This is a genomic window from Alteromonas sp. Cnat3-28 (genome assembly GCF_022348265.1).
GTDB classification, from domain to species: domain Bacteria; phylum Pseudomonadota; class Gammaproteobacteria; order Enterobacterales; family Alteromonadaceae; genus Alteromonas; species Alteromonas macleodii.
The window spans coordinates 302,326-325,831 of sequence record NZ_JAKREY010000003.1; the positions used below are offsets into that span (position 1 = coordinate 302,326).

General features: G+C 45.3%; 20 protein-coding genes and 2 pseudogenes. 11 read left to right on the top strand and 11 right to left on the bottom strand.

Annotated features, from left to right (window positions below; translation table 11 throughout):
* Positions 1–268: 268 nt before the first annotated feature.
* Positions 269–961 carry an SDR family oxidoreductase gene (locus MHM87_RS05295; protein WP_202942139.1) on the bottom strand — a complete coding sequence of 231 codons (693 nt, stop codon included), beginning with the start codon at positions 959–961 and terminating at the stop codon, positions 269–271.
* Between the two features lie 14 nt (positions 962–975).
* On the bottom strand, positions 976–1,530 hold the full coding sequence (locus tag MHM87_RS05300; RefSeq protein ID WP_239257971.1) for a type 1 glutamine amidotransferase domain-containing protein: 555 nt from the start codon (positions 1,528–1,530) through the stop codon (positions 976–978).
* A gap of 400 nt (positions 1,531–1,930) precedes the next feature.
* Between MHM87_RS05300 and MHM87_RS05305 the strand changes: the two genes are divergently transcribed.
* From MHM87_RS05305 to MHM87_RS05320, 4 genes are all read left to right on the top strand, one after another.
* A complete protein-coding gene (locus MHM87_RS05305; protein WP_049587901.1) occupies positions 1,931–2,884 on the top strand; it encodes a YihY/virulence factor BrkB family protein in 954 nt (317 codons plus the stop codon).
* A gap of 162 nt (positions 2,885–3,046) precedes the next feature.
* Entirely contained in the window at positions 3,047–4,207 is a 1,161-nt protein-coding gene (locus tag MHM87_RS05310; RefSeq protein WP_239257972.1) for an MFS transporter, read from the top strand.
* 140 nt (positions 4,208–4,347) lie between these two features.
* On the top strand, positions 4,348–6,495 hold the full coding sequence (locus MHM87_RS05315; RefSeq protein WP_239257973.1) for a marine proteobacterial sortase target protein: 2,148 nt from the start codon (positions 4,348–4,350) through the stop codon (positions 6,493–6,495).
* 43 nt (positions 6,496–6,538) lie between these two features.
* Complete coding sequence (locus MHM87_RS05320) at positions 6,539–7,108, top strand: class GN sortase (protein WP_014950323.1); 570 nt, start codon at positions 6,539–6,541, stop codon at positions 7,106–7,108.
* A 16-nt stretch (positions 7,109–7,124) separates the two neighbouring features.
* Here MHM87_RS05320 and MHM87_RS05325 read toward each other — a convergent pair whose 3' ends face one another.
* The 4 genes and pseudogenes from MHM87_RS05325 to add form a co-directional block, all read right to left on the bottom strand.
* The gene (locus tag MHM87_RS05325) at positions 7,125–10,262 is read right to left on the bottom strand and encodes a CusA/CzcA family heavy metal efflux RND transporter (RefSeq protein WP_239257974.1); all 3,138 of its coding nucleotides are present in this window, start codon (positions 10,260–10,262) and stop codon (positions 7,125–7,127) included.
* Positions 10,263–10,272: 10 nt separating this feature from the next.
* Positions 10,273–11,505, bottom strand: a pseudogene (locus MHM87_RS05330) (efflux RND transporter periplasmic adaptor subunit).
* Positions 11,506–11,571: 66 nt separating this feature from the next.
* Positions 11,572–11,931, bottom strand: a complete 360-nt coding sequence (locus tag MHM87_RS05335; RefSeq protein WP_239257975.1) for a hypothetical protein — start codon at positions 11,929–11,931, stop codon at positions 11,572–11,574.
* Between the two features lie 333 nt (positions 11,932–12,264).
* Positions 12,265–13,260, bottom strand: a complete 996-nt coding sequence (gene add, locus MHM87_RS05340; protein ID WP_239257976.1) for an adenosine deaminase — start codon at positions 13,258–13,260, stop codon at positions 12,265–12,267.
* A gap of 305 nt (positions 13,261–13,565) precedes the next feature.
* On the opposite strand from add, the gene MHM87_RS05345 reads away from it, so the two are divergent.
* Positions 13,566–14,474, top strand: coding sequence for a hypothetical protein (locus MHM87_RS05345; RefSeq protein WP_239257977.1), 909 nt, complete (start codon positions 13,566–13,568; stop codon positions 14,472–14,474).
* A 193-nt stretch (positions 14,475–14,667) separates the two neighbouring features.
* On the opposite strand, the gene MHM87_RS05350 is transcribed toward MHM87_RS05345, so the two are convergent.
* Entirely contained in the window at positions 14,668–15,309 is a 642-nt protein-coding gene (locus MHM87_RS05350) for a peroxiredoxin-like family protein (protein ID WP_101565479.1), read from the bottom strand.
* A gap of 256 nt (positions 15,310–15,565) precedes the next feature.
* On the opposite strand from MHM87_RS05350, the gene MHM87_RS05355 reads away from it, so the two are divergent.
* From MHM87_RS05355 to MHM87_RS05365, 3 genes are all read left to right on the top strand, one after another.
* Positions 15,566–16,114, top strand: a complete 549-nt coding sequence (locus MHM87_RS05355) for a YaeQ family protein (RefSeq protein WP_014977171.1) — start codon at positions 15,566–15,568, stop codon at positions 16,112–16,114.
* Positions 16,114–16,422, top strand: a complete 309-nt coding sequence (locus tag MHM87_RS05360; protein ID WP_239257979.1) for a hypothetical protein — start codon at positions 16,114–16,116, stop codon at positions 16,420–16,422. The genes MHM87_RS05355 and MHM87_RS05360 overlap by 1 nt, the downstream gene beginning before the upstream one ends.
* 265 nt (positions 16,423–16,687) lie before the next feature.
* Positions 16,688–17,098: a hypothetical protein gene (locus MHM87_RS05365; protein ID WP_039218464.1), complete on the top strand. Its 411-nt coding sequence runs from the start codon at positions 16,688–16,690 to the stop codon at positions 17,096–17,098.
* 91 nt (positions 17,099–17,189) lie between these two features.
* Here MHM87_RS05365 and MHM87_RS05370 read toward each other — a convergent pair whose 3' ends face one another.
* On the bottom strand, positions 17,190–17,648 hold the full coding sequence (locus MHM87_RS05370) for a retropepsin-like aspartic protease (protein ID WP_239257980.1): 459 nt from the start codon (positions 17,646–17,648) through the stop codon (positions 17,190–17,192).
* A 332-nt stretch (positions 17,649–17,980) separates the two neighbouring features.
* Between MHM87_RS05370 and MHM87_RS05375 the strand changes: the two genes are divergently transcribed.
* The 3 genes and pseudogenes from MHM87_RS05375 to MHM87_RS05385 all read left to right on the top strand — a co-directional run bounded on the left by MHM87_RS05375 (position 17,981) and on the right by MHM87_RS05385 (position 20,018).
* Positions 17,981–18,349: a hypothetical protein gene (locus MHM87_RS05375; RefSeq protein ID WP_239257981.1), complete on the top strand. Its 369-nt coding sequence runs from the start codon at positions 17,981–17,983 to the stop codon at positions 18,347–18,349.
* 153 nt (positions 18,350–18,502) lie between these two features.
* Positions 18,503–18,655 (top strand): annotated as a pseudogene (locus MHM87_RS05380) (nitroreductase family protein); the annotation flags it as partial.
* Positions 18,656–18,845: 190 nt separating this feature from the next.
* Positions 18,846–20,018, top strand: a complete 1,173-nt coding sequence (locus tag MHM87_RS05385) for a sugar efflux transporter (protein WP_239257982.1) — start codon at positions 18,846–18,848, stop codon at positions 20,016–20,018.
* Positions 20,019–20,068: 50 nt separating this feature from the next.
* On the opposite strand, the gene MHM87_RS05390 is transcribed toward MHM87_RS05385, so the two are convergent.
* The 3 genes from MHM87_RS05390 to MHM87_RS05400 form a co-directional block, all read right to left on the bottom strand.
* The gene (locus MHM87_RS05390; RefSeq protein WP_239257983.1) at positions 20,069–21,001 is read right to left on the bottom strand and encodes a helix-turn-helix domain-containing GNAT family N-acetyltransferase; all 933 of its coding nucleotides are present in this window, start codon (positions 20,999–21,001) and stop codon (positions 20,069–20,071) included.
* Between the two features lie 94 nt (positions 21,002–21,095).
* Complete coding sequence (gene nei, locus MHM87_RS05395) at positions 21,096–21,917, bottom strand: endonuclease VIII (RefSeq protein WP_239257984.1); 822 nt, start codon at positions 21,915–21,917, stop codon at positions 21,096–21,098.
* 206 nt (positions 21,918–22,123) lie between these two features.
* Positions 22,124–23,245, bottom strand: coding sequence for a zinc-binding dehydrogenase (locus tag MHM87_RS05400; RefSeq protein WP_239257985.1), 1,122 nt, complete (start codon positions 23,243–23,245; stop codon positions 22,124–22,126).
* Positions 23,246–23,506: the final 261 nt, after the last annotated feature.

Here is a 23,506-nt window from a genome sequence, read left to right on the forward strand (position 1 = left end):
CTCTCCTGTTATTGTTATTGCGCCGCGGGCCCTTTGTGAAAGCCATTTCAATGAGGAGTTTGCAATCGCCTATCTCACTCAACTAGCGCTTATCTACACACCTAGATTAGGGGTAACAGGAAGGGGAAAATACTTTATTTGGCTAATTTGAATAGCTTCATGAAATTAATAAGGCAGGTTAAAAGTAAGGGACAGGCAAACAAAAAAGGGCAGTGACTAACCTTGCCCTTTGCTTGAATAAATTATCTCTTACCCGTGGTTAGTTCGTTTACTTCGCCGGCATAACATAAACCTCGCGAACGCAGGCTGACTCTTCTGCGCTTAGGGCAAATAATACCGATTTTGCAATATCCGCTGGCTGAAGTTTATCTTCCTTAGGCTCATCGAAAAATGGCGTATTCACCATGCCAGGGCAGATAGTTGTACAGCGGCCGCCCCACTCGCGCATTTCTTCGGCGAGGTTCTGACCGAAACCATAAGCGAACCACTTACTTGCCCCATATACAGAGCCTTTCAGGGCTATTCGACCGGCGACCGAAGACGTAATAATGAAGTGGCCTTGCGTATCGCGCAGGTACGGCAATCCAGCTTTTGCAGTATAAAGCAGTCCATTTACGTTTGCGCCCAGCATGCCATCCCAGTCATCTACGTCCCCCTTTTCAATGCCGGCGGCTTTCGCGCCACGCCCGGCATTGGCGAAAATGCCGTCAATGCGACCGAAATGTTCGCTTACCTGTTTAAACGCCTTGTTTACTTCATTAAAGTCGCTTACGTCAGCTTTTACAGCAAATGCATTATCATTGCCAAGCTCTTCAACTAAGGCACGCAGTTTGTCCTCACTTCTCGCTAAGAGGGCAACGTTAAAACCGTTATTTACCAGTTGCTTCGCCGTTTCTTCACCAATGCCGCTGGAGGCACCCGTTATCGCGATAACCTTTTCATTTGTAGCTGAGGTGGACATACACTTCCTCCTTTTTACTGGGCAACGAATTCACTAATTTTGCTTACGAAAGCTGGAATATCATCTGGGTTTCTACTAGTGACTAGTTTTGAGTGGGTCACCACTTCTTCATCAACCCAGGTCGCACCAGCATTTTTGAGATCTGTTTGGATACTAGGAAACGAGGTGAGTGTTGCACCTTTCGCTAACCCAGACTCCACCAGCAACCATGGACCATGACAGATAGCACCTATAGCTTTAATACTTGCCGCGCTGTTTGCACTTTTGATGAAGGCAATAGCATCTTCATTGGTACGCAGCACATCGGGATTGATTTGACCGCCGGGTAGCACAAGGGCATCGTAATCTTCAGGGTTTACTGACGTAACTTGTTTATCAACGCTAATTTCTTTCCCCCAGTTGTCTTCGTCCCATGCTTTGATCGTGGACTGATCATCAATAGATAGCACATCAACTTCAGCACCTTGCTCAATAAACTTGTCTCTTGGTTGAATCAACTCGCTTTGCTCAAAACCATTGGTTGCCAAAATAGCGATTTTTTTGCCTTTAAGGTTTTGGGTGTTGCTCATAGTGTTCTCTCCTTCTGAAAGACGAAATGTAAAGCTAGTAAAAACAGGGGTCGCCACACGACAGGAATAACTGTCCGCCTACCACCATTAGCAAATCACATCAGGTGAACGCGTTAGTTTGTGCATGGCATAACCTAGCTCTTACTATCTAGCTAAGATGCTATTGAAGGTGCAAATTGCAAACCATTCCCAAAGAACAAAGCAAACCATTGATTTTATGAAAATAAATACAAAAAAAAGAAATCTCACCAACACCAATAGTCACGCACATATTCAGATTTTGTGAACGATTTACAGAGCTTCTTTCTCGCTCCTTTTTTTAAGTTGATGTAAGCCGACAGCGAAGTTTTCATGTATCAAGCTTTAAGAGTTCTATCGATTAGGCAAAACATGAGGACACATGAGCAAGGAACGTTTCAACCACGCTAAGTCTGCATTCGAGCTTTCTTTGAAAAGTTGGTGGAGTATTTCAAAGCGTATTTTCACTAGCCTGCAAAAAGATAACATTCCTCTTATCTCCGCTGGGGTTGCCTTTTACTGCTTGCTGGCTATCTTCCCCTTGCTAGGGGCAACCATTGCCTTGTATGGGCTTGTTGTATCACCCGACGAACTGCAACGCCACATGGCATTGCTGGTAAATGTGGTGCCAAATGACAGTCGCTACATCATTGAAGAACAGCTTAAAAATTTAACCGAGAAGTCGAATACTGCATTAGGCTGGAGTTTTTTATTTACTCTGCTCTTGTCACTGTGGAGCAGTAGCAAAGGCGCCAACGCACTGATAAAAGCATGCAACATTACCTATAGCGAGGCGGAAGGAAGAGGCTTTTTCAAAGGTATTCTAGCGCGCATTACGTGCACCATATTTATGATCCTTACCGTAATTGTGTCCCTCGCCTGCATCACCATTTTACCCGAAGCAATAAACTGGATGACGTCAAATGCCCTTAGTACCGAGCAAGCCATGTGGGTGACTTGGCCAGTTATGCTGGCCCTATTTAATATTGCGCTTTCAGCCCTATATCGATATGCCCCTCACCGAAGAGAAGCCCAGTGGCGTTGGGTGACGCCGGGGTCAGTTTTTGCCACCTTATTATGGGTGGTAGCCTCGTATGGTTTTTCGATATACCTCAATGAATTTGGAAGCTACAACAAAACCTACGGCTCCGTTGGGGGCATTATTATTTTGCTTATGTGGTTGTATTTAACCGCCTATATCATTCTAATCGGTGCAGAGGTGAACTCGTCGATAGAGCTACAAACCTCCGCGGACAGTACGGTAGGAGAAGATAAACCTATGGGCGAAAGAAACGCATTTGTGGCAGATCATACACCGGATGATTTAAGGCGCTAATGCTTAAACTATCTAAGGCGCATGCACTATCTAGCAGCGCCTTCCTCACCATCAATTTTTAGCATCTTTACGAGCATTTCTTTTCATTTTACCTATATCAGAATTTGCCTCATATTCGCGCCGCGAAATTATCTTCTCTTTCCTTTGATGTAAGGCATTACCTTGGACAACACCTTAATTCCGCCCGCCAAAGCGCGAATCTCTGTTCCCGTTATTGCGCTGGGTATGTACGCAGTTGCGTCTGGCTATTTGATGAGTCTGATCCCACTAATGCTCAGCCATTACAACCTAGACACGGCTATCGCCAGTTGGCTGGCTAGCAGCTTTTACGCTGGGCTACTAGTGGGTGCCCTTAGTATTGAACCGTTGGTCACCCGCGTTGGTTACAAGCACGGTTTTGCGCTGTGTTTAGGCATCCTTGTACTTACTATCGCAGTAATGCCTTTGTTTGCTCACACCGCAGTTTGGCTTGTGGCTCGGTTAGTGGCTGGCGTTGCTGTAGCGGGTGTATTTGTTATCGTAGAGTCGTGGCTTTTACACGGCGATGAAGCCGATAGAGCCAAACGTTTAGGCTTATACATGGGCGCACTTTACGGGGGAAGCTCTTTAGGTCAGTTAGGTATTGGCGCTATTGGCGTAGGCGGCATGCTTCCTTTTGCTGCCATTTTCACTATGTTGATTTTAGCCATTGGCGTACTTTTGTTTGCAAGGAGCGAGCAGCCTGAATCTTCCCAGAGTACACCACTGTCGCTAAAGCAAATATCGAAACTAAATCATGCCGCAATTATTGGTTGCATAGTGTCAGGCTTAACCCTAGGTGCCATTTACGGCTTAATGCCTCTTGAACTATTAAACCGCGGCATTGCTCATGACGATTTGGGTAGCTTAATGGCCTTAATTATATTAGGCGCTATGGCAGTTCAACCTTTAATTCCTGCGCTATCCAAGTACTTAGGCCGCACGTTACTCATGGCACTATTTTGTTTACTGGGTGTCGCCGCCATAACATTAACCGCAGCGGTTAGCGGTATATACGCTTTGGGAGCAAGTCTGTTTCTATTAGGTATGGCAATATTTGCCCTATACCCAGTGGCAATAAATCTCGCCTGCGACAAACTCGATGCTAGCTTCATTGTATGCGCCACACAGGTCATGCTTTTCAGCTACAGCGTGGGTTCAGTAGTAGGCCCACTCATTGCCGATAACTTTTTAGTAGGCCCTCAAGGGTTGATGGGCTACTTATTTGCGTGCTTACTTGCTACCAGTATTTATATGCTGATAGCCAGTGTTAAAACCAAAGGGCGCGCCATGGCAGGCGAGTAACACACTCGCCACTATTGCCCATTAGATTGCCATAATCTCTGTTCACAATTCGCCCTATTCAGGGCGTTTAATGGTAAGTATCGATACTAAAGCGAGCTTACCTGATGCTATTTTCCAAAACACCCAAGCGGGAATATTTAATGCCTGCCAATACTCACAAACCTTTATTTAGGGAACGGCAACATGCAGCCAAGCCGCGTAATCACAGGTTGCTTATCCTTACTTCCTTCCTGTGCTTTTTGCTTGGTGTAGTAGTTAGCCCGCTAAGTCGCGCTGAGTCTGGCGAATTGATGCTGCAAAGCGTAGACGGTGAGTCTTCCCCCGCTCTTTTGCATTCAACTGACGTGGATTTACAGGTGAATGGCATGATTGCGCACGTTACCTATTCTCAAAAATTCACTAACACCAGTAATGAATGGAAGCATGCCGTTTACACCTTTCCGCTTAATGAGAACGCGGCGATTAACAGTATGGAAATGCGTATAGGAGACAGAATAATCCGGGGGCAAATTAAGCCGAAGGCAGAAGCGAAAGAAGCATTTGAAGCGGCCAAAAAAGCGGGTAAGAAAGCCAGTTTAACAAAGCAACAACGCCCAAATTTATTCACCCAGCAGGTCGCGAATATAGCGCCAGGTGAGGAAATAACGGTGACACTTCAGTATGTCCAACAGGTAGACTACCGCGATGGAAAATTTACTTTTCACTTGCCTACTACGCTCACTCCTCGCTATTCGCCCGGCATTCTGCTAAATCAGTTTAACGAGAATATAGAGGCTGAAATATCAGGTACAGGTTGGGGAGAACCCACAGATCAGGTACCCGATGCCAGAGCTATCACGCCTTATATGAGAGAAGGCAATGAAGGCCCGCAACTTACGTTCAACGCAACACTAAATACCGGTTTAACGCTTAATAGCGTCACTAGCAGAAATCATCGTGTGAATTGGTCAGAATCCACAGGTAATTATCTTGTCACCTTTAATCAAAGCAATATCAAAATGGACCGAGACATTTGGCTAGAGTGGCAGCCCTCGCCCTCTAGTGCACCACAAGCAGCTATTTTCACTGAATCGAAAGGTCAACATGACTACGCCCTTGTTATGCTAATGCCGCCACAAGTGAAGAGCCAAGATTTACAGGATTTTGATCGCGATATCACCTTCGTTATCGACACGTCAGGCTCTATGGGAGGTCGCCCGATTGTCGACGCAAAAGAGAGTTTACAATTAGCGATAGACCGCTTGAGTGAGAAAGACCGATTTAATGTTGTTGCATTCAACAATGACACCACGCGTTTGTTTGAAACCTCCGTAGAGGGAACAACACGAAACAAGCAATATGCGAGGGATTTTGTAAAGCACCTCAATGCAGGGGGCGGCACTGAAATGGCGCCAGCGCTTAATGCCGCACTTAAGCGCACGACAACTAAAGATTTTATAAAACAAGTTGTCTTTATTACCGATGGTGCGGTAGGCAATGAAGCTGCATTGTTCTCGCAAATAAAGAACGAACTGGGTGATGCGCGCCTTTTTACAGTAGGCATAGGCAGCGCGCCTAATAGCTATTTTATGACCCGAGCCGCTCAGTTTGGTCGCGGAAGCTATGTATTTGTTAGCAATACGGCAGATATTAAACAGCAAATGGATAGCTTGCTTTATAAATTAGAAAGCCCTGTGTTGAGTGATTTAAGCCTCACTCTACCAGCTGGCTATGCACAGTCAGCAGAGATTTACCCTTCTAAGATCCCTGATTTATACGCGGGAGTTCCTTTACTTTTGAATGTGAAACTGCCTCATAACGCCGGTACAAGCGGAAAAATAGCCCTTCAAGGCGCACTTGTAGACAAGCAGGGCACTACTCGCGAGTGGACCCGTTCGATAGCAATATCGCCAACGTCGACAGGTTCTACTCAACACCTTGGCGTAGCGACTGCTTGGGCAAGAAAGAAAGTGGCGGCGTTAATGGATGAAAAAGCGTTAGGGCGAAATGTAGATGAAGTAAAACAGGACATTCTTGCTGTAGCCCTGCCCCATAAACTTATAACAGAGTTCACCAGCTTCGTTGCTATTGAAGAAAAAATAGCAAATACACAGCGCATACCGTCTTCCACCGAAAACGTAAGAAACCTAATGCCACAGGGAACGCAATTCAGACAAATCAGTTACCCCCAAACCGCAGCGGGTGTATCTGAACATGTCGTATTAGGCATGATTTCCATACTTTTATTGTCGCTTTTTCACAGCATCGCCTTTTTGCGAAACAAGGGGGGGACGAGGTTAGCACCTTAAACTCATTTCTTTATTTTTTGACTTAATATGGCTTGGACAAACAATGATTAAATACTCTTTTACCATCATCTTAGTCTTGATCGCCACAGCCAGTTTTGGCAAAGCTGGCTGGATATTATTGAAAGCTGAACTGGCGCAATATTTAATTCAATCTTCGTGGGAAGAAACGCTAGCCACTGGCGCTAACCAGAAGCCTTGGCGTTGGTCTGATACCTGGCCAGTGGGCAAGCTGGTTCATGCCAAAAGCGAAACACAGTTGTATGTACTAGAAGGCGCACAGGGAAACGCCCTTGCATTTGGCCCTGGACACCACACCGACTCGCCCCCACTCGGACAGGGTGGTAGTGTGATTGGCGGGCATAGAGATACTCACTTCACGTTCTTAAAGAAGGTGAGAGCCAGAGATATTATGCAATTACAGTTGCCGAACTCACAGTGGGTAACCTATCGGGTTGTATCGAAGACGATAGTCGATGCTGCCTCGGCAATGAAAGTAGATGTAAATGGGCAGCAGCTCTATTTAGTTACCTGCTACCCATTTAATGCGGTATCAACACAAAGTAATTTACGCCTTGTTGTTGAGCTGGTCGAAACTGAAACCCAGCGAACCTAAATAGGTTCGCCCACAATTAATTAGCCGCTTGTTTCGGCGAAAATACGCTGTACAAGGCAGGTAACACAAAGAGCGTTAAAAGCGTTGCAGTAACCAGCCCACCCACGATAACACTTGCGAGCGGCCGCTGAATTTCGGCGCCGACACCGTTAGACATCAACATGGGTACCAACCCTAATGCAGACGTTACCGCCGTCATCAAAACCGGCCTTAGCCTGGATGTAGCACCAGTGAAAACAGCGCTTTCAACTGTCATTCCCCCTTTCACCCGTTGGTTAATACTTTCCACCATCACTACGCCATTTAAAACGGCAACACCGAATAGTGTTATGAAACCGACTGAACTTGGTACTGACAGATATTGGCCGGATAAATACAAAGAGAACACGCCTCCTATGATGGCAAGTGGCACATTAATAAGTATTAACATCGCTTGACCCAGGGAATTAAACGCGAGGTAAAGCAGCACCGCAATCAATACCAAAGAAAGCGGCACGATGAGCGACAATTTTTTCTGAGCACGCCGTTGGCTCTCAAACTGCCCGCCTATTTGAACCGTGTACCCCGCGGGCAAATCCACCCTTAATGATATGGCGCTTTGTATCTCTTGAACCACGCTGCCCATATCTCTTCCTTGAACGTTCGATTGCACCACTACGCGACGCTGAACGTCATCTCGGCGTATTTGCGGAGGTCCGGATTCATAGGACACCGATGCCACATCGCCAATACGAAGCCAGGCACCACTGGGCGATTGAAGTCGAATATCTGCTATGGTGTCGCTGCTTTTTCGTGCGCTTTCTTTTAACCTAACGTAAATATCGTAGCGTTCATTTCCGTTAATGATTTGACCTGCGGCGACACCTCCTACCCCGTCTTGTACCACTTCCATTATGTCACTCACCGATAAGCCATAGCGTGATAATGCTTGTCTGTCAGGAGCAATAACCAACTGAGCTTCCCCCACAATTTGTTCCATCGCCACGTCTCTGGTTCCTTTTACGTTTTGAATAGCGCTCTCTATTTCTCGTCCCTTAGCACTTAGAACAGCCAAGTCTGGCCCAAATAATTTAACGGCTAGCTGTGCTTTCACACCGGAAAGCAGTTCGTCTACACGGGTGGCAATAGGCTGAGAAAAGTTAAGTAGAAGGCCGGGGAACTGCGACAATTCAGCCTGCATTTTTTGCTGTAGCTCATCGCGATTTCTCGCGTTTTCCCACGTTGAAACAGGTTTTAACCCGATGTAAATTTCGATGTTGTTGACCGGTTCTGGGTCGCCGCCTATTTCAGCGCGGCCTATACGACTTAGTGCATAAGTTACTTCGGGAAACGCCAACAGCTTTTCTTCTAACGTTGAGGCTACCGCTAATGAAGTCTCTAGGCTTGAAGACGGTGCCAAGGTAACACGCAAGTTTATTGTTCCTTCTTCTAGTTCAGGAACAAACTCGGTGCCAATTTTTGGCACTAGGGCAACAGCAGAAACCAGAAGCAGACCAACCACTAACACTACCCACTTGGTATGCAGTAACGTAAAAGAAAGTGCCCGTTGATAAGCGCGCTCAACAGGTATCAATATAGCGCTCGGCTTCACATTCCTAGTTCGCTTGAATAGAAATGTGGCTAAGGCAGGGACGAAGAACAGCGCAACGACAGTGGCACAAAGTACAGCAAGCATAATACTGATAGCCATAGGCTGAAAAAGCTTGGCTTCTACTCCCTCAAAACTAAACAAAGGAGCAAAGACCACTAGAATTATCGATGCAGCGAAAAAGATAGGTCTGGCGACTTCCTTCCCTGCTAGTTTTACAGATGATTTGAAAGATTGGGCATCTTCATGCGAGCTCGAAGTGTTGGTATTTAATCGCTTAAAGATATTTTCAATCATCACAACGGAACCGTCTACTAACATACCAATAGCCACCGCAATTCCGCCAAGCGACATCAAATTTGCAGACAGCCCCATGAAAGCCATGATGGCCAACGCCATTACTATGGCGATCGGAATGGTGATGAGCACAAGAAACGTTGCGCCCACGTTCATTAAAAATAGAGCGAGAACGATGGTGATAAAAACGAAGGCGATGGTCAATGCCTTAACTACGGTAGAAATTGCTTTTTCAATCAGGTTTGCCTGATCATAAAAAGGCGTGAAACGTACCCCTTCGGGTAACGCTTGATTAATAAGCGCAACTCTTGAATTTATACCATCAATGGTAGCTTTGGTGTTAGCCCCCATCCGTTTTAATACTATGCCTGTTACCACTTCACCAAACTGTTCTACCTTGCCATCAGATGCCCTTTGAGACAGAGTGACCGCGCCCTGTCGTATTTCAGGCCCTGTTTTAACATTAGCAAGATCAGACACAGTTACCACCACGCCATCTACCGTTTTTACCGGCACCTGCTCAATATCGTGAATTCCCTGCTCACCACTTGCGAACCACCCCGTTCCACGCACAACAAGTTGTTCTTGCCCCCGTTCAAGATACCACCCGCCAACATTAGTGTTATTGCGTTGCAACGCTGTAACAAGGTCCTGTTGAGATAACCCATAAGCAAGTAACTTTGACGGCTCTACGTTCACTTGGTACTGGCGAACTTCCCCACCAAACGACAACACATCCGTTACGCCATCTACGGGCATAAGTAGCAACTTTACTACCCAGTCGTTAAGGCTTCTCAGCGCCATTGCATCATATTTCGCACCGTCATCTGCAATGAGGGAGTATTGATAAATTTGACCTAACCCAGACGTATTTGGCCCCATTTCTGGCGTTCCTACGTTTTCAGGAATGAAGGCTTTTGCTGTTTGCAAGCGCTCGAAAACAAGCTGACGCGCAAAATAAATATCGGTCCCCTCTTTAAACACAACGGTAACCGCTGAAAGCCCGGTTTTAGAGATGGAGCGCACTTCTTCAACATCAGGCAACGCATACATTACAGCTTCAATTGGGTAGGTAATAAGTTGCTCAATTTCTTCTGCGGCAAGCCCCGGAGCTTCGGTATTCACGCTTACCTGAACATTGGTTACATCAGGGAAAGCGTCCAAATTCAGCGACGGCAAAAGCATCGCCGAACCCGCAATTATGCCTAACAGCAGCCCAACCACTAAAATACTATTGTCTACCGACCAATCTATTATTCGATTAAACATAATTGGCCTCCTAATGGTTGTGCGGATCAAATCCGCTTTTCGCTAGTTCAGAGGCGACAAAGAATGCACCGTGGGTAACAATCCGCGTTCCAGTTTCTACGCCCTCTATACGTCGATATTCGCCTAGCGCTTCCCCTCGCTGAACCTCAACAGGGGTAAATGCCCCCGACGCTTCGTTTTCAACATAGATAACCCAGTCTCCGTCGGTACTTCTCACCATTGCAGTTTCAGGTACTGCCATTACAGGAGATGGAGTGGGCACACTAAACAGTACGTCGACGAACATACCGGCATGAAGGCTATGGGTGGTATTGCGTATAGCTAAGCGGACAGTGCGAGTGCGGGTAAGTGGGTCGATAATGTGCGACTGTTGAATAACCTGCGCGGTAAAATGCTCACCGTTAAATATGACTTGCGCCGTATCGCCTACCTGAACAGGAAACGTGCTGGTGGCTGGCAAGCTGGCCTCTATCCAAATATCGCTCTCGTCTGCCAGCAACATGACTGTTTCGCCAGCTAGCACCCTTTGCCCTTGCATGAAGTTGTCTTGCAACACCACGCCATCGCGCACGGCGACAAGCTCTTACTGACCGAAAGCGTCAACGTCTAAAGCAGTGATGCTTGAAATCGCGTTAGGAGTAAGTCCAAATGCAATTAGCTCTCCGTAGCTCGCTTTGTAACGATTCTCAGCTTCAACTAACGCGCTTTCGCTTATGGTGTTTTTGTCTAGCTTTTTTGCCCGACTGTAATTGGATGAAGCAATAAGAAATTCGGCTTGAGACTGGGCAATGGTTTCGCTGAACAAGGTGACAAGCACCTGCCCTTTTTCCACTTCATCCCCAAGCGCCGCGTGTCGACTAATCACTACCGAATCAGTCCGAGGAGACACCAATGAGCTTGAGTATCCGTTTACTTTTACTTCACCAGGCGCGTAAACGCGCTGGTTATAAATACGAGGCTCTATTACTGAGGTTTGAACGCCTGCAAGTTGCCTTTGCTGCTCAGTAAGGGCTACCTCCTCAGGCTGGTGATTCACCTCAGATTGATGACTTACCTCAGGCTTATGATTTTCCTCAGGCTCGTGCGCTTTCTCATGCTGATGCGAGCCACTTTCATGTGCTAGGAAGTACTGAATAGGTGCATCAATGTTCTTGTCGTTTTCTATCGCTGTAGTTGCGCGGCTGACAGGCACGCACAATAATGTCGTCAGGACTGCGCCTACGACCGTTTTAGAGTTCTTCATAATGATCTCAACGTTTGTTTTAACTAAATTTTTTCCACGGCGCCAAAGGGCCGATTAGTTCAAACGTTAAGCAATGGGAGGGCGGTAAATGAAACCACTTATTCGAAAGGGAGAAGCCCCTTCTTTGAGAATTTTTCCCGAGTTAACAAAAGCAATGTTTGGAGAATAGGCTTTTACTAAAACCCAAGAAAAATGACTGCCGCTGCAATGTCCACAGTGATGGCAGTCGTTTATATTGTGATCATCACCACCGGCGTCAGTGACTTGATTCTCAGCAACACTTTTCGTGTCAGAGGCATGATCGTGAACCGTCTCAAGATGCTGTGCATCGACTTGGTGAGCGTATAACAAAGCTGACACTGCATTAAACGATTGCAACACAATCGCTAGTATTAGCAGTATTTTGACAGCAAAGTTTCGGTTCACAATCCATATCTCTTAAGGGAGTCGTCAATAAATTATCAAAAATACACGACCAATGCGAACAACCTATCGCGTTTAACCTGCTTTTTTTAGAAATGTCACAATAAACGCCACCCATCCAAAAGCCCGGCGGTGTGTTAAACGGCTGGAGTAGCTACTCATCGAACGGTCAACATCAGGTATAAAGCGCAGCATAAAAGCTCCATTATTTAAGTCGTAACTGATTACGTTTAAAAAACAACATATTCACATCACAACAATAATGCCACCGGTGGTATTATTAATCAAAATAATGTTACTGTCCACTTAACCACGGCACGATTTTTATCTTTCGGATTAGTTTACTTTGCGCTTAAGTGCGGCTTTTTCGCTTTCACTTAAAAAAGCAATTGCAAGCGCATTCTCTTGCGCTTGTTTAATATGAGAAGGCATAAGGCCAGCTTGCTTAGCTGCAACGGAGAATTCGTGATCTAGCTCTACACCTTGAACTGCCGGGTCGTCGGTATTCAGACAGGCGAGTATGCCGTGATCCAAAAAGGTTGTTAACGGGTGCTCAGTTAATGATGTGACCGTGTTCGTCAATACGTTGCTGGTTAAACAGCTTTCAATACCAATACAGTTGTCGCGCAAATAGTCCATTAGCTTAGCATCATTAATAGCATTAACGCCGTGCCCTATTCGCACAGCACCTAAGTCGTTAATGGCTTGCCAAATACTCTGCGGGCCTACTGCTTCACCTGCATGAATTGTGATAGGCAGCCCTTCGCGGCGCACTTTTGTAAAGTGCTCTATGAACATGTTGCCAGGAAAGCCTTTTTCATCTCCCGCCAAATCAATTGCAGTTATATGCGCTTTACAGGCCAAGATTGAATCTAGCTCATGCTGACATACTTTTGCGCCATAAGAACGCGACAAAATACCGATGAGATTAACTTTAATATCGTGATCTTTAGTTGCGCTTTTTATACCGTCTATTACGGCCTCAACCACACCTTGTGTTGGTAGCCCGTGACTTTCAGCCATAAAATAAGGACTAAAACGCAGCTCTGTGTAGTCAATACCCTGCTTAGCCGCATCTTCTACATTCTCTATCGCTACCCGTTTGCAGGCGTCGAGACTGCCTAACACCTTAACGCCCCAAGTAAGCTTATCTAAAAATGACACCAAATCGGGGGCGATCTCCATTACTTGAACATGCGGTCGCAAGCCCTCTAACGAATAAGCAGGCAAACAAATGTTAAATTGCTGACCAAGCTCCAGAATCGTCTGCAGACGCACATTGCCATCTAAATGACGATGTAAATCAAGTAATGGAAAGTTTTTATTTATCATAGAAATACGATGAGTTAAGGCGTAAGCCCTACTATACCACTTGGCGCTGTAAACCTCGCATTCTTGCAGAAAATAACTTTTTTATAGCGGGACAAAACAGTACTTTTTTTGAAACAAAATTTGTTTTAAGTTCGCTCTTGGCATCTAACTTCACTCTATCGATGCTTTTCTTGATTACTTTTCATAACTTTCAGTAGCAACGAGCCAGTTGCTCGTTGGCGTGCGCCTTGTCACACAGGCTAAATACCACCAAAGAGCAACAGGCCTCTTCGTTATCACCAAAAAACACTAATAGGAGCACAGTCATGTGCGGAAAATGTATAGAAGGCTGCTATTTAGCAGGCTGGCGTAATGGCGTGTATTCATTCGAACATATGCAAGAAGAACCCGATTTTATGGGGAATGATGTAAAGGCAGCCCATGGCTTGGTGGAAGCGGTATGCTCATTAGGTTCTTCGCTCAATGAGCTCCACGCACTTGGATTAGCGGACTCGCCAATGATAGCTTGGGCAGGATGGATTTATTCGAGAAACGAATTGCACACCCAAATCGATTTAACACGGCATGACGACGTTCTCAAATATCAGAGGGCCTTACGTCATTCAAAAGAAAGTAAATGGGCTGAGATTAATGCCCTCTACCCGAACATTGCGAAGTTTTTAGATAACCTAACGCTTCAAGACGTTGCTAATACCCTCGATGAAGCGCTTCTCGATGAAATTGAGACATGCCTTCTTGCTCTTCATGGTAACGGGTATTACACCTTTGAATTCGTAGAATCTATGTTCGCTGCTGAAGGGCTATTCCCCATTATTGAGCTAAGTGAAACTGCAAAGCCGTCACTGTTTGTTAACCATGCACTTGAAATATTCTTACTAACCGAACATCTTTTACACTTTCGCCCATTGTCTTGGGCGCTTCGTGTGGCGTTAACTGTTGACTTAACGTGCGATTTCGACAGCTTTCATATGGCGTGGCGTCGATACACCGCTAACCGCGTGTTAAACGCGCTTCTAATAAATCGCAATTTGAAAGGTGTGTACGCGTTAGCAAGTACACTTGAACTCAATACCGTTCACGCTATATGTCAGCGGAACGTAGCGAATAAACACTTACTTACTCAGCTATTAAGCGTCGTAAACAACTGTAAAGGCGACACTTATATTGAACCTAAACGTCTAGCCGCGCACATCACTTCATTGATCTCAGTGTAAATGCTTACTCCTTACACTTTGATATTTTGAGATAGGGTGACTCGGTGAATGGTTAAGTACAGCTCGTTATGACGGTCAAATACGTGCGAATCTAACTTAATCATTATAAGACGCGATGAAATGCAGTGCTCGATATCATAGAGTACTTTTGGCATGCCTTACCAAGAACAACGCCTTGGTAAGGCTATTCGCATTACATTTCTTTTTTAAGGGTTTTCGCAACCGCTAAAACTAGGTCTGCCGACGGGCGAACTTTGAAGTCTGGGTTAACATAGCTAAACAAAACCTGCCCTTTTTTATTGAGCATGAAGATGCTGGGTGCTGGTAAAACACTATTACCGCTTTCATCTTTTGTTAAGTTAATGCCATAGGTTTTGTACTTTAACTCAGTTACAGTATCTAAATAGAATCCAACACCGAACTCGCGAATAGTGTCTAGTTTGTCGTCGGATAAAAGCGTAACCAAGAATTCTGTTTCAAGCTTTTGCTCTTGCAAGCGCTCTGGTGATTCAGGTGAAATGGCCAAAATCTGATAGCCCATATCCACCAAGTCTTTTTCAATATCTTTAAGCTGGGCAAGCTGCTCATTACAATACGGGCACCACCCGCCGCGATAAAAAAGTACAATGCTGGGCTTTTGCATGGTAAGCGCTTGTAAGCTTACCGGCGAGCCATCTGCCATTTTAAGCGTTGTTTTAGGCGCCACTTGACCATTAAGCAACGGCGTTACTGAATCTGCATCTTCTGCAATAGTGCCGCGCTCCAAAGCATACGCATTTGATGCGCCTGCTATACAGCCGAACATTAACATCGCCATAGCCACTAGTCTCTTCATCACCCCTCTCCGTTATCAATTTTGTTTGTTTAGTTTTTGGTTATCCGCGCTTTGCGCGATGTCCAATATGACCGAGAAGCTTCACTAGAAATTTCGCGCACCAATAAATAAACCGACAAATACTTGTATTGGGCGCTACTCACCTACAGCGAAATTTGCTTTTTACTGCTACTATAGCGCCAAAACTTGCTATGCCACTTTTTTACATAGCACACGGGGTTATCTTCAAGCCTCCTAAGAACAAAGCAGGAACACCATGGCTCTTAAAGCGACCATTTTTAAAGCTGACATATCCATAACGGATATGGATCGCAATTACTATAACGACCACAACCTTACTATTGCCCGTCACCCTTCTGAAAATGACGAGCGAATGATGCTGCGCGTGGTTGCGTTTATTGTTAATGCTCATGAACGCCTACAGTTTACCAAAGGACTGTCTGACGAAGACGTTCCAGATTTATGGCAAAAGAGTTTTAGCGATGAAATAGAGCTGTGGATTGAGTTAGGCCAACCCTCTGAGCAGCGCATCAAAAAGGGCTGCAATCAAAGCCAACAAATGATGATTTATTCCTACGCCGACAACAGCTTCGACGCGTGGTGGAAGAAAGAACATAACAAGCTACAGACCAAAAAGAACTTATCAGTTTTCACTTTGCCAGAGTCGCTTGCCGCTACTTTGGCCAATGCTGTTCATCGCTCTATGCAAATACAGGTTACTATTCAAGATGGGCAAATGTGGCTAACCATTGAAGGTGCAGATGTCACCGAGAGCGTTGAAGTGTCTATAGAGAAGCAGTTGTAATGAAAAAACTCTCTGCCGTTCAACTCAAACAGCAAACACTGGTCTTTAGTGTAGCCGATAGCCTTGAAGCACAAGCGCTTGAAGAGTTAAATGGTATGCAACAGTGTTGGTTTGACGTTCAGTATCACCAATTCCCGGGTTCCTTACTGCTTCGCTTTCAATTCGAAAATAAAGAAGCGGTGTCAAACGCTGAGCCTGAGCTAAAGAAGTGGCAGCGAAAGTTAAGCGCAGCGCTACTTAAAAAAGGTGTTGTGCTGAAGAATATGCGCCGGCACCTCGTGTTTACCACACAAGGCCCAGAAGCGTAGCCTTGTTCAACTTCGCTGTACGATATCTCAACAGTCCGCATGCAGTTTTGCTTGGTAAATGTTTGGTTATAATCCTTTCATTTTTCGGTATAAAGTCTACTTACACTTTATCAGGTAAGTAGGCTAGACTGGTCTCGTCGAATATTCAGCTTGCCGAATATGACAATAAAACGGCAGGCATCTTGAACGTATACAATGGATATTTGAACACACCATGTTGACCGGCTTTGAAACAAGCCACAATCCCAGCAAAAGGAGCTTCACAATGAAAACTAAAGCAATGGCGTTAGCACTGTTACTGTCTTTAATGGGCTGTACTGAGTCTAGCGAAGAGACGAAAAGCGAAGTAAAAAAAGAGATGGAAAAAGCGGGCGAAGCGACAGCAGACGCCTATGACAGCGCAAAAGAAAGTGCTGCAGATTCTTGGGATAAAACCAAAGACGCGACCTCTGAAGCTTACGAGGACGGTAAAAAAATGGCTTCTGATGCCTATGAAGACGGCAAAGAGATGGCTTCAGACGCATACGAAGATAGCAAGAAAATGGCCTCTGACGCATACGACGCAACGGCTGAAAAAGCAGGCGAATTTAAAGACGCCGCAGCGAAGAAAGCTTATGAAGCTTGCGTAAAAATGAAAGAGCAAATGGGCGGCGACGTTAGCGAGTGCGACGATTAACTTGCTCTTCCATCGAAAAGCAAATTTGAAAGCGAACCTTCGGGCTCGCTTTTTTATTGCCGTTTAATCAAACAAAAGTGAGTCATTCACGCTATTCACACCCGGCTAAGATCACAGTGTCTGGTGTAATAGTTAAAGGCGCGACCCGCAGCAACGTATTAATACCTAAAATATTGTTCCCTTTGGGAAGCACGGCCACTTCCACTGGCCCCACTTCGCACGTATTTCCTATACGAACCGAGTTTAATTGATACTGAGATATTTTAACGATCTTTCCGTTTGCCATTCTGGCGGCAGAGGTTTTGGTGGCAAGAAGCTTTTGATTTCTTGTTAGCGCGTCGAACGTAGTTTGATTGAGGGTTAACAAGCTTGAACCCGTATCTAATAGAAACGAAGCCTTTATGTTCGATTCTAGGGTCGCTTCTAGATACAGTGTTCCGCCTTTGCTTTGTGAAAGAGGAATATTTTGCTCTATCGCTGACACGGCAGATGTGCACGCTAACCAAAAAGTTAGCAGAACAAATAAGGGGATTTTAAATTTTACACTCACCGCACATACACCCTTTGTCGACACTTTACATAGGTGTTGATTGACAGCAAGATAAAGACCAAAGGGTAAATGATTGATTTTACCGAAACTCTACAATACCAGACGGTGCTATAGCACCATAATAGTGCACAAAACCATCCATTCCGCACCATCGTTAAACACTCCGTTTTCAACGCAGTAGCTTCTCTTTCTACCGCTCTCCATTCTCTTGATTACTCAAATTCTTTATATCCAGTTAGGTGATAGCAATCACCTATCACCAATCGCCATTGTTTAGAATTTTTTTGCTCATACAATATGGAAAGGTATGTATGTCAACGAGAGGACACGACATGAAATTACGCTATGTATTGGGTTCATTAATTACGGCTGTTTCACTTGGTTTTTCTGCAAACGCAGCGCAAGCTATGACATCATCAACTAATGAAACGGTTGATGTACAAGTAGTTGACTATTCAGGAAAGCCGCCATTTAAACGCAAGATCGTAAGCTTATCGGTTAACGATGTAGCGCAATTGGAATCCGTAGGGCAAGAAGCGGTTGAGTACGTAGAAGTGAAAGAAGTCATCATGCGCGGTAAGCCACCGTATCGCAGAGTGACAACCATGATGCCTGTGTATGATGTTGCCCAACTTGAAATGCTAGAAGAGCAAACTGATACTCAGAAACGCGGCACTCGCCCGCCGTTCAAACGCCACTAACAGCGTTTTCTACTACCAAAAAATTGCACCAAAGCGATTCACTTTTGCCTGAGTGAGTCGCTTTTTTATTGTGCATACTTGTTTACGCCATTTTCTATTTCGATGTACATAATACGTCCTAGTGAGCGCGGTTTTTATAATGGCCGTGCTGGGCAACAAGTGAACTGTTTAACCGAAGTCTGTCAACGGCCTGATAACGAGCGTGCTTATATGCTTATTATTGCGGGCTATCCGGCGGATAACGCCACAATTCCTGCACACGCCATGCAAAAAAAGTCGCTTAGCGAAATTGCGAGCTTTCTTTAAATTTAAAAAGCGCGCAGTGCTTGAGCATATGAAGTAAACCAAGTATGTAAAACGGCATAACTAATAAAAGCTTTGTCATAGACATGAGATACGCAGCACTTATAATGCGCCCTCGTTATTAAGGGCTGCGACCTTTTCTTTACGAATTTCGGTCAACCACGTTTAACAGTCCCTCGGAGCTCGTATCCTCATGTCATCGCGTCACGCATTCTCTCCACAACTTCCTTTTTTACTGTTAAGTCTATTAACTGGCCTAACATCGTCGTTTGTAACGCCACTGATGAGCTATTTCCTCATTGATGAGATCAACGTTGAGCCTATTTATATAAGTATTTATATGGTGTCCGTTACGGTATCAGGGTTGGTGATCAGTCAGTACCTCGGGCACTTGGCAGACAAAGGTTTTAACGCAAATCGCCTTTACGGGCTAACCATGATTTGCGTGGGCATTGCCATGGTCGCCTTTATCTTTAGCAAACAGTTTTGGCATGTATTTCTTGCAGGCGTTTTATTTATGTCGGTGGGCGCTGGAGCCGTGTCTCAAATGTTGACCGTTTCGGGATTATGGGCAAAAAACCAAGACATCGACTTAGCCGCATTTAACTCAAAAGTTCGCGCTGCCATTTCTCTCGCTTGGGTAGTAGGTCCGCCGCTGGCATTTACGCTGGTTGCCAATTTTGGCTTCGCAGCGTCCTTCTCGGTGGCCATTGCATGCGTGATTGTTGCAACGCTTTTTGTGGTGAACGTTGTGCCGCCTCAAAAGGCCAATCAACAGTCACTCAATACAACGCTTAAAGGCTCGCTATCACTGCCGTTTTGGCTTGTGGGGTTAACCATACTTGCCGGAATGGCAGGCAATGTCATGTATTTATCATCCATGCCTTTGTACGTAATGAATGAACTGGGGTTGCCGCAAAATTTACCTGGGCTAATGATGGGGGTTGTGGCCGCACTTGAAATACCTACTATGCTGCTAGCAGCAAAATTAGCCCGACGGTTCCCTCCTGCGGGTATCATGGCAGTGGCGTTTATTTTCGGCTGTTGCTTTTACGTTGGCGTGTACTTTTCTCAGTCAAGTTGGGAGTTATTGACTCTTCAAATATTGAACGCGCTGTTCTACGGTTTATATGCTGGTATTGGATTGACCTTACTGCAACAACAAGCACCTGACTTGACTGGATTCACTTCTGCGTTTTATTCAAACGCCACTCGGGTGGGTATGATGCTAGGCACCATTGGCGCAGGCACCGTGGCTCAATTCTTTAGCTTCAGAGATGCCACTATTGGGTCGTTGTGCATTGCCATATTTGGCTTAAACGTGATGTTAGTGTTCATGTACGTAAAGCACAGAGCAGGTCGTTAGTAGCCTGCCTTTTCTTACGCGTACTTTCTTTGTGCGCTTGTACGCCCAGCCTATTTTAACTGTAGCTCCATCTGCACATCACATCTCGCATAAGGCGATGACGCCCCCTTAATGTGCTTAAACCCTATCTTTTCGTACAAACTTACTGCGGGCTTAAGCACCCAGTTGCTCTCTAAATAAAGCCGCTTTAATCCCATCAGTTTCGCTCTTTCAACAATACTTTTGCCTAACAGCAGCCCTACCCCTTTGCCTTGAGCTTTGGGAGACACCGCCATTTTGGCAAGTTCAAACGTATCGTCAGTTTGTTTGATAAGTGCACAGCAGCCTATGGGTTCGCCCTTATCTAACGCGATCAATATCACACCCGACTGATTCAAAATGTAGCCTTCAGGGTCATCGAGCGCTTTAAAGTCGGGCTCTTCAAGCTCCCAATATTTGCTTATCCATTCAACATTGAGCGATTTAAATGCCTCGCGATACTTTGGCGCATAATCGACTACCTTAATATCAGACGAGTCACCGTCTACTCTGGCACTTATGGGGCGATATCGAAGATGCCTTTCAACTACGCTCACCGCTTCCCACAAATCGATACCCGTTTCATCTTTTAGCTCGCGCATGGCAGCGTCTATAGCATCGCACTGCTTTTCCATTTGGGGCACCATCGCTTTCGCTTTATCGTTTAAAGCCACCAACGTAACCCGTGAATCGTCGCTCGATTTGTAACTTTCAATTAGGTCGCGTGCTTTCATTTCTTTTACGATTTTACTCACAGACACGTGAGAATGATTTATCTCTTTAGCGATATTCACAACGGAATCAGCACCTTTTGACGCGAGCACATAAAATACTGGGAACCACTTTGGCTCTATCTCAAACCCAAATTTCGCATAAGTATTTTCCGCATCCTTTGACACCTGCGCGGCTAACTGACGTAAGGCAGTACCTAATGCAATATGCCCCAATTCATTAAATGACTTCACTTCACAAAACTCCGTAACCAGTTACGGATATAATTAATCGTAATTGACTCCAAGTCAAATAGATTATTTATTGATCATAAAAATGGGATGTAGATTATTTCGCCTGGCACTGGCTACACCAATAAAGGCGCCGCCCGTTATACGTTTGGCGTGTTATGGGATTTGCGCAGATTCTACAAGGCTGCTCTTCCCTGTCGAACACCATAAACCGCGTGCCTTCAAAGTTAACGCCTTTTGCTTCAAGCACTTCGCGTAGTTCTGTGTACACGGTATAGCCTTCGGTTTCATAGCTGCGTTTGCATATTGCTAAGGTGTGATGTGCCAAGGTGCTTAGCTGCTCATCATCTAACTGAGAAGGTTTAAGTGAGGGGTGAACACCTGCAGCAAATAGAATTTCGCTGCGAAGGTAATTCCCTAGTCCTGCCATAAAGCGCTGATCCAAATATAAGCCGCTTAGCGCGCGATTGTAGAACGCTTTTGAACGTAGTCGTTCTAATACCATTTCTTCTGACACCGAATTGTTGAGTACATCGGGTCCAACTCTTTGTAAAAAAGGGTGCTCGTGAATAGTTTGCGTTGGCCAAATACTAATATCAGATGCGCTATACAAAATAGCACTATGAGTTTCAGTGTGAAGCCCTACCCTTAGCTGGCGGGTAGTATCCGGCATTCTATTGCGTTTACAGGTATGCCACACGCCATAGAGTTGGTTATGTGAATACATAGAGAGCCCATTGCTAAAATGGGTAATTAACGCCTTGCCGCGAGTTTCCATGCGCAGCACTTTTTCGCCTTCTAACTGCTTAGCGTAGGGTTTAAGTTGAGCTAATCCAAACTCTACTTTTTCTAGGGGGATATCTTTTATCACCGCTTCAACTTTATCTGCAGCGCGACGAATCTCTGGGCCTTCAGGCATGTTGTCTCAAATACCTTTTATTTCGGTTACTGTTTACTGGTTACTTCGCATCATTTTCAGCTTCTTTGCAGCTGAATCATAACGAATACAAAAAAGGTCTGTAGCCCTTTGATGTACTTTAAACCGAAGTTTGTACATCAAAGATCAACAGACCCTTTTATTAATCAAAGTTTAGCTGAAATTGCTGTATTTAAACGCTGCGCTGATTAGCCTTTGTTTGGCACAATCAGATATTTTTCACCGGTCTTTTTAGCGTTATAAAGCGCTACATTCTCAGGCTGTAATGCCTCCTCAAGACTCAGTTCTTTGGTGTAAGACGACGCAAAGGTAGTGTTAATTTCCATCGCCACTTTTTGATATAGCTCGACTACGCGTTTCTTATCAAGCTTGCCTAAGAAGCGCATTAATAACCAGCCACCAATGCTCCACGTCATACCGTAAGCGCGGTTTAGAGTTGTCGGAGAGAAATCTAAGCCGCCGTAGATATACACTTGTTTATTGCTGTCAGAGCCGTAAGTGTTAAATCCTTTTGCATCTTTACTGCCCGACGCTTCCATCATGGTAAGGATATCGCTAACAAGCTCGCCGCCGCCAATGGCGTCAAACGCTAGGGTTGCGCCCGTGGTGTCGATGGCTTGATAAAGTTCGGCTTTAAAATTCTCGCTGCTGGAATCAAGCACAATTTTCGCGCCAATACCTTTAAGTAGGTCTACCTGCTCTTGGCTACGTACAATATTAACTAGCTCTACGCCTTCCTCTAAACAAATTTTGTTTAGCATTTGCCCAAGGTTAGACGCTGCTGCGGTGTGTACTAGCGCTTTGTGACCTTCCATACGCATGGTTTCAACCATACCTAGCGCGGTTAGTGGGTTAACGAATGACGACGCTGCTTGTTGCGGCGTTGTGCTATCTAGGTGAGGCAAGCATGCCTGCATAGGCACACATGCATACTCGGTGTACGCTGCACCAGTAAGAATAGATACGGTTTTGCCCATTAAAGCTTGTGCTTCTATGCTATCACCCGCCTTAACAACCGTACCTGCACCTTCGTTTCCGATAGGCAGAGTCTGGTCTAAACGCGACTTAATACGATTTAACAAAGGCTTATGCACCGGCGCAACCAACGCACTTTTGTCTGCGTCGAAGGTCGCTTTATCCAAGCTTGCCGGGCCAAACATCGGCCACATGTCTGACGGGTTAATAGGAGATGCTTCCATACGCACTATCACTTCGTGCGGCTTCGGCTCTGGAACATCTACCTCTTTTAGCGATACCTGAAGCTCACCTTCTGATGTAATTAGCGTAAATAGTTGTTTAGATTTATTCATATTGACTCTCGTGCCCTAAAAATTAAACGCTGTATGTATTGTCAAGCTAACACGCCACCACTATCAGCAGTATTTATATTTCGAATACATATGCGTTTCGACCACTTATACACCCCAAAAAATGGGGTCAGAGTCTGAGGGATCCCCACGAATTTAATTTCATATGCCTCCGGCCCAGGCTGCGTCAACTATGGAGCTGTACCATTTGAGTGCAGCTTTCCACTGTCGCATAGTAAATCGTATTCGACAAGCGACAGCCCT

Bases quoted from the DNA above. Each gene is read 5' to 3' on its own strand.
- MHM87_RS05295 (WP_202942139.1), bottom strand. From the start codon at position 961: ATGTCCACCTCAGCTACAAATGAAAAGGTTATCGCGATAACGGGTGCC.
- MHM87_RS05300 (WP_239257971.1), bottom strand. From the start codon at position 1,530: ATGAGCAACACCCAAAACCTTAAAGGCAAAAAAATCGCTATTTTGGCA.
- MHM87_RS05305 (WP_049587901.1), top strand. From the start codon at position 1,931: ATGAGCAAGGAACGTTTCAACCACGCTAAGTCTGCATTCGAGCTTTCT.
- MHM87_RS05315 (WP_239257973.1), top strand. From the start codon at position 4,348: ATGCCTGCCAATACTCACAAACCTTTATTTAGGGAACGGCAACATGCA.
- MHM87_RS05320 (WP_014950323.1), top strand. From the start codon at position 6,539: ATGATTAAATACTCTTTTACCATCATCTTAGTCTTGATCGCCACAGCC.
- MHM87_RS05325 (WP_239257974.1), bottom strand. From the start codon at position 10,262: ATGTTTAATCGAATAATAGATTGGTCGGTAGACAATAGTATTTTAGTG.
- add (WP_239257976.1), bottom strand. From the start codon at position 13,260: ATGATAAATAAAAACTTTCCATTACTTGATTTACATCGTCATTTAGAT.
- MHM87_RS05345 (WP_239257977.1), top strand. From the start codon at position 13,566: ATGTGCGGAAAATGTATAGAAGGCTGCTATTTAGCAGGCTGGCGTAAT.
- MHM87_RS05350 (WP_101565479.1), bottom strand. From the start codon at position 15,309: ATGAAGAGACTAGTGGCTATGGCGATGTTAATGTTCGGCTGTATAGCA.
- MHM87_RS05355 (WP_014977171.1), top strand. From the start codon at position 15,566: ATGGCTCTTAAAGCGACCATTTTTAAAGCTGACATATCCATAACGGAT.
- MHM87_RS05360 (WP_239257979.1), top strand. From the start codon at position 16,114: ATGAAAAAACTCTCTGCCGTTCAACTCAAACAGCAAACACTGGTCTTT.
- MHM87_RS05365 (WP_039218464.1), top strand. From the start codon at position 16,688: ATGAAAACTAAAGCAATGGCGTTAGCACTGTTACTGTCTTTAATGGGC.
- MHM87_RS05375 (WP_239257981.1), top strand. From the start codon at position 17,981: ATGAAATTACGCTATGTATTGGGTTCATTAATTACGGCTGTTTCACTT.
- MHM87_RS05385 (WP_239257982.1), top strand. From the start codon at position 18,846: ATGTCATCGCGTCACGCATTCTCTCCACAACTTCCTTTTTTACTGTTA.
- nei (WP_239257984.1), bottom strand. From the start codon at position 21,917: ATGCCTGAAGGCCCAGAGATTCGTCGCGCTGCAGATAAAGTTGAAGCG.
- MHM87_RS05400 (WP_239257985.1), bottom strand. From the start codon at position 23,245: ATGAATAAATCTAAACAACTATTTACGCTAATTACATCAGAAGGTGAG.